5 protein-coding genes and 1 pseudogene are annotated in these 5,089 nt (G+C 30.4%); 2 read left to right on the forward strand and 4 right to left on the reverse strand.

Features of this window, described 5'->3' with window-relative positions:
• Nucleotides 1-55: 55 nt before the first annotated feature.
• The 3 genes and pseudogenes from V6U76_RS04390 to V6U76_RS04395 all read right to left on the reverse strand — a co-directional run bounded on the left by V6U76_RS04390 (nucleotide 56) and on the right by V6U76_RS04395 (nucleotide 1,883).
• Nucleotides 56-787 (reverse strand): F0F1 ATP synthase subunit A, encoded by a 732-nt coding sequence (locus V6U76_RS04390; RefSeq protein ID WP_333023852.1) that lies wholly within the window; start codon nucleotides 785-787, stop codon nucleotides 56-58.
• Between the two features lie 143 nt (nucleotides 788-930).
• Nucleotides 931-1,179: pseudogene (locus V6U76_RS05615) on the reverse strand (transposase); the annotation flags it as partial.
• A gap of 260 nt (nucleotides 1,180-1,439) precedes the next feature.
• Nucleotides 1,440-1,883, reverse strand: a complete 444-nt coding sequence (locus V6U76_RS04395; protein ID WP_333023853.1) for a HesB/IscA family protein — start codon at nucleotides 1,881-1,883, stop codon at nucleotides 1,440-1,442.
• A gap of 46 nt (nucleotides 1,884-1,929) precedes the next feature.
• Between V6U76_RS04395 and V6U76_RS04400 the strand changes: the two genes are divergently transcribed.
• On the forward strand, nucleotides 1,930-3,141 hold the full coding sequence (locus tag V6U76_RS04400) for a deoxyguanosinetriphosphate triphosphohydrolase (RefSeq protein ID WP_333023854.1): 1,212 nt from the start codon (nucleotides 1,930-1,932) through the stop codon (nucleotides 3,139-3,141).
• A complete protein-coding gene (ribD, locus tag V6U76_RS04405; RefSeq protein ID WP_333023856.1) occupies nucleotides 3,142-4,215 on the forward strand; it encodes a bifunctional diaminohydroxyphosphoribosylaminopyrimidine deaminase/5-amino-6-(5-phosphoribosylamino)uracil reductase RibD in 1,074 nt (357 codons plus the stop codon).
• A gap of 74 nt (nucleotides 4,216-4,289) precedes the next feature.
• Here the strand turns inward: ribD and V6U76_RS04410 are convergent.
• On the reverse strand, nucleotides 4,290-5,089 hold an 800-nt coding region (locus V6U76_RS04410), incomplete at its 5' end, for an ankyrin repeat domain-containing protein (protein ID WP_333023858.1).

Genomic DNA, 5,089 nt, shown 5'->3' on the forward strand with positions numbered 1-5,089 from the left:
AAATTATTAATAATCTCTTGTTATTATAAAGCATACTTATAAAAAGTCAATAATCTTACTCAACTGCATCTGATAAATATACACAAGTCAACGAAGTAAATATATATGCTTGCAAAACTGCAACAAATATTTCAAACCCTATTAGGATAATTATAAATAAGAAAGGTATAGGAGTTAAAAATACATTCATATTAGTAACAAATCCTGCTATTACCTTAACAATTGTATGACCTGCAACCATATTTGCTGCAAGCCTAATAGATAAACTGATTGGCCTTGCTAAGTAAGCAAACAACTCAATAAAAATTATCATAGGTGCAAGCCACAATGGTGTACCTTGAGGTAAAAATACACGTAAAAACTCTATTTTTTTTTCTTTAAACCCAATAATCGTGACATAAAAGAAAACTATTAAAGATAGTGCTAATGTTACTATTATTTGGCTTGTTACAGTAAAACTATAAGGTAACGGCAATATACCAATTAAATTACAAGATAAAATAAACATAAATATTGTAAAGACTAGAGGAATATACCTTAAACCTTCAGCGCCAGCATTATTTTCTATTATTGAAACAACGAACTCGTAAATGTATTCTACAGAAGACTGCAAATATCCAGGTATCAACTCTTTTTTTCTCATACCAAGTAATAAAAATATCACAATAGATAGCACAGACAATAACATAAAAAGTGAAGAATTAGTAAAATCTACATTATACCCAAATAAAGTAGGAAGCTTTATTATTGTAAATACCCTAAACTGTTCTAATGGATTTAATCCCATTACCTTATTATAATATAATAAATATAAGCTATGTTATTTTTCTGAATTAGTCAACATCACATATGTACAGAATGAATGTTGCTAAACAAAAATAACTACATTTAAGATAATATTTGTGTATTAATGCCTTTAAAAAATTCCAACTATAGATGCTGTCCACAATATCTTTTCCTTAATAGCTCAAATTTCTGGAATAGCTTACGACTACCCTTAAAATATTGAACTAACTTGGATAGAGCCATGCTTAGAGGCACAGAGATCAGCATATGGTCAGGGGTAATATTGCCACTCATATCTACATAATTTGCAGTACATATCTCTCTAATAATTTCTCTAGCACGAACTGCTATTTTGTCTGTTAGTACTCTATACCTATATTTTGATTTTGTACAAAATACAAATGGTACTTCAAATCAAACATACTGTAGGAGCTATGCTTGTAATCCATACTAAAAACACTAAGTAATTATACTAAAGTGTTCGCCTTAAGGCGATGGCGTTAACCCACCCACCTAACTACATAAAACCTTCATTCCGAAAAAGAGATATAATCAGCAAACTGAGGTTAGATTATTTTAAGCATTTTTATGAATTTCTATCATCAGCAAAAGATAAAAAACACCTAGCCTCAGTTATACTTCACTCAACTACACTAAATAGAAAAGCTATCACCACAACCACACTTAGATTTAGCAAGGCTATTTGTTATTTTGAACCTAGACCCTGCAAGATCTTCAGTGTAATCTATTGTTGAATTCTTTAGGAAATTCACTGAACAATTATCGACCACTACAATAGGAGACCCTTTGTTATCATGAATAATTATGTCTTTGTGGTTACGAGCTTCATAATTTTCATTGTCTTCATCCTCTTCATCAAAATCATCATCATCAAAATCATCATTTTCGTCATCATCAAAACTGTCAAAGTCGTTACATTTTACTTGATCCATGAGGAAAGTGTATTTAAACCCAGAGCAACCACCTCCGGAAACAGCAATACGCAAAGCAGAATTTTGATCATTTTCTTGCATAATTAGAAAATGAATCCTTTTTAATGCACTTTCTGTAAGGTTAATATTATAATTCATTGACATAGCCATACCATTAATTATTAAATATAATTATATTCGCAAATTTTACATGTCAAATAATAATTTTTTATTAAGCTATGCATCTGACCCCAAAAAAACAAAGGGCAGATATAAAAAAGAAGAGGAGGATGAATATCGAAACTGTTTTGAGCGTGATAGGGGTCGTATAATTCATTCTAATGCATTCAGAAAATTGGAATATAAGACACAAGTTTTTATGAATTATACGCATGATTATTACCGCACCAGACTTACTCATACCTTGGAAGTTGCACAAATTGCAAGATCTATCGCGCGTAGACTTCATGTAAATGAAGATATCACAGAATGTATCGCCCTTGCTCATGATCTTGGACATGCACCTTTTGGCCATACTGGAGAAGATGCGCTGAATATATCAATAAAAAAATTAAATCTTGAGGTTGATGGAATTGAATTTGACCACAATGTACAGTCTATAAGAATTTTAACTTACCTCGAACAAAAACACGCTGATTTTTATGGAATGAATTTAAGTTGGGAAATTATTGAAGGTATAGCAAAACATAATGGACCACTTCTTGGTAAATATTCTTTATTCCCTACACATAATAGGCTGTTATTAGAATACAACGAAAGATATAATCTAAAACTTGAAGAATTCTCCAGCGCAGAATCACAGATTGCCGCAATTTCTGATGATATTGCTTACAGTGTGCATGACATAGATGATGCTTTAAGAGCAAATTTAATTAAAACAGAGGATTTGCTTGCCATTCCTTTGATTAGAGAAATATTTATAAAGATAAAAGATAGGTATTCCAATATATCTTTAAGTCAAATTATACATAAAGCATTGAGCAATATAATAAGCACATTAACAAATGATGTTGTATTTCAAAGCATAAAAAATATCAAAGATTATAATATACAAGATGTAGAAGATATAAGGAAATTATCTCAGCCAGTCATAACTTTCTCAGAGGAGATAAGGAAGGCTATTGTAGAAATCAAAAAATTTAATATGGAAAAAATATATAAACATTATAAATTAAATAGGACTATGAATAAAGCAAGACGTATGATAGAAGAATTATTTAAATGCTTTTACGAAAATCATAACCTACTTCCAACTGAATGGAAAGAAACTATAACTAGATCTCCAAATATAGTAGAACGTTTAACAGTAATATGTGATTATATATCAGGAATGACCGATAGGTTTGCTATACACGAGCACAGAAGAATATTCGACACTTCATATGAAATGACTTCTTTTTAGATGCCTGATAATTATTTTATGAAGGTTGCATTACAACTAGCAAAAAAAAACTTGGGTAATGTTGCACCTAACCCTGCAGTTGGTTGCGTGATTGTGAAAAATAATATGATTATTGGTAAAGGATATACTGGAATTGGTGGACGTCCTCATGCAGAAGTATTTGCTTTGCAGAGTGCCCAAGAAACTCATGGTGCAACAATGTATACAACTCTTGAGCCATGCTGTCATTACGGAGTCACAAATCCTTGTACCATGGAAATAATTAAGTCAGGAATAAAAAAAGTGGTTATTGCAGCGACTGATCCAGATAAAAGAGTTTCAGGAAATGGTATCAAAATCCTAAAAGAAGCAGGAATTGATGTAACATATGGTATTATGAAGGAAGAAGCAGAAAAGTTAAATATAGGATTTTTTTATGTACAAAAATTAAATAGGCCATTTATTGCTTGTAAAATTGCAACAACTCTTGATGGGAAAATTGCAACAGCTACAGGTAAAAGTAAGTGGATCACAGCTAATCAAACAAGAAACTGGGTACATAGATTGAGAGCAGAATACGATGCAATAATGATAGGGAGTAATACTCTTACAACCGATGATCCATTACTAACGTGTAGACTGCCTGGTCTTGAAAATCGATCACCAATAAGATTTATTGTAGACAGCCAAAACAAGTTAAGAAAGGATCACAATATTGCAAAAACTGCAGAAAAAATAAAAACTTGGGTTATTACAAATAAAAAAATACAAGAAATAGAGAATATTAGTTATTTAACAGTTGATTCAAATAACATAGGTAAAGTTTGCTTAAGAAATACGATGTTTAACATTGCTACAAAAATTGGAGTAACTAGGCTACTCGTAGAGGGTGGTGGCATACTAATCACAGAGTTATTAAAACACCAGCTGATTGATAGGTTAATAATATGTCGTAGCGGTAAAATTTTAGGTAATGATGCAATTCCATTTATCACAGATTTAAAACTTCATTCTATCAATGAATGCTATGAGTTCGAAAAAGTAGAAATAATAGATTGCAGTAATGATGTAATAGAGATATGGGATAACCCTTAAGTTAAAACACTCCTGAAAGATATTAGGCTTCTCTGTTTCTGATATTTTTCTTATTTTTAACCTACAATTTTCCATTAATTAGGTATTTTCTTATACTCTGGAACATAATGGCTCATTTCATTGATTGCATTGATTATATCATTTCTTTTTATTTCAATTGCTATGTCAAGAGGCGATTTTAATTCGTTATTCAATACATCAGGCTCTGCACCATGCATAAGAAGAAACCGTACTGTATCTATTTTTCCCTTTTTAACTGCATAGATTAGTGGAGTGTCACCAAGTTTGTTTTTTAGTTCTAATACTTCTTTAGTTGTAAAATCCATTTCTTCTAATTTATCCATTATGCTTTCAATACAAAGAATATTATCTTCTGATATACAATAAAAAAGTTGTTTTACATAATCAGTGATATATATTTCTGTTGGTAAATGCTGATTCATATCATCATAGTGCCTTTTATGTATGTATTTACTTTGTTTTTCTTTATGCTTCCATTTTGGAATACTTTTCTTTTTTGAAGCTCTCCATTTTTTATTTGGCTCTTTTTGTTTTGTGTTATTTTCATTTCTAGAATTTTCAGCTTTAGTATCATTCTGTTTTAGGATATTTTTTATTTCTGACGCTTTATCAAAATCTTCTATTTTATCAGCATCATTTTTTTTCTGAGATTGCAAATCTATTAAATCATTGGATGCTGGTATATCCTTATCATTGGATGGTAGACTACTACTTATTATTTCTTTTTTTTCTTTCTCTTCTTTCACCAATTCTTCATTTTTACTTAGTAAATCACCTAATGGTGTCTCCTTTTGCAGCTGTTTATCCTCAGATATATTATTTTCTTTGTGCTTTTCATCATTTTTTAAAATTA

Source organism: Wolbachia endosymbiont of Pentidionis agamae (assembly GCF_036711655.1).
Taxonomy (GTDB): Bacteria; Pseudomonadota; Alphaproteobacteria; order Rickettsiales; family Anaplasmataceae; genus JAZHPY01.

Bases quoted from the DNA above. Each gene is read 5' to 3' on its own strand.
- V6U76_RS04390 (WP_333023852.1), bottom strand. From the start codon at position 787: ATGGGATTAAATCCATTAGAACAGTTTAGGGTATTTACAATAATAAAG.
- V6U76_RS04395 (WP_333023853.1), bottom strand. From the start codon at position 1,883: ATGTCAATGAATTATAATATTAACCTTACAGAAAGTGCATTAAAAAGG.
- V6U76_RS04400 (WP_333023854.1), top strand. From the start codon at position 1,930: ATGTCAAATAATAATTTTTTATTAAGCTATGCATCTGACCCCAAAAAA.
- ribD (WP_333023856.1), top strand. From the start codon at position 3,142: ATGCCTGATAATTATTTTATGAAGGTTGCATTACAACTAGCAAAAAAA.